This window comes from Metabacillus rhizolycopersici, from assembly GCF_020075705.1.
In genome coordinates, this window is record NZ_JAIQUM010000326.1 from 1 (window position 1) to 255 (window position 255).

Sequence of the window (255 nt, forward strand, 5' to 3'; positions counted from 1 at the left end):
TCCCAGTGTGGCCGATCACCCTCTCAGGTCGGCTACGCATCGTTGCCTTGGTGAGCCGTTACCTCACCAACTAGCTAATGCGCCGCGGGTCCATCTGTAAGTGATAGCCGAAACCATCTTTCAATTTCGAACCATGCGGTTCAAAATGTTATCCGGTATTAGCTCCGGTTTCCCGGAGTTATCCCAATCTTACAGGCAGGTTACCCACGTGTTACTCACCCGTCCGCCGCTAATATCAGGGAGCAAGCTCCCATC

Annotated in this window: 1 rRNA gene; it reads right to left on the reverse strand. The window is 53.3% G+C overall.

What is annotated here, in order from left to right:
* A 16S ribosomal RNA gene (locus K9V48_RS28825) occupies window positions 1–255 on the reverse strand; the annotation flags it as partial.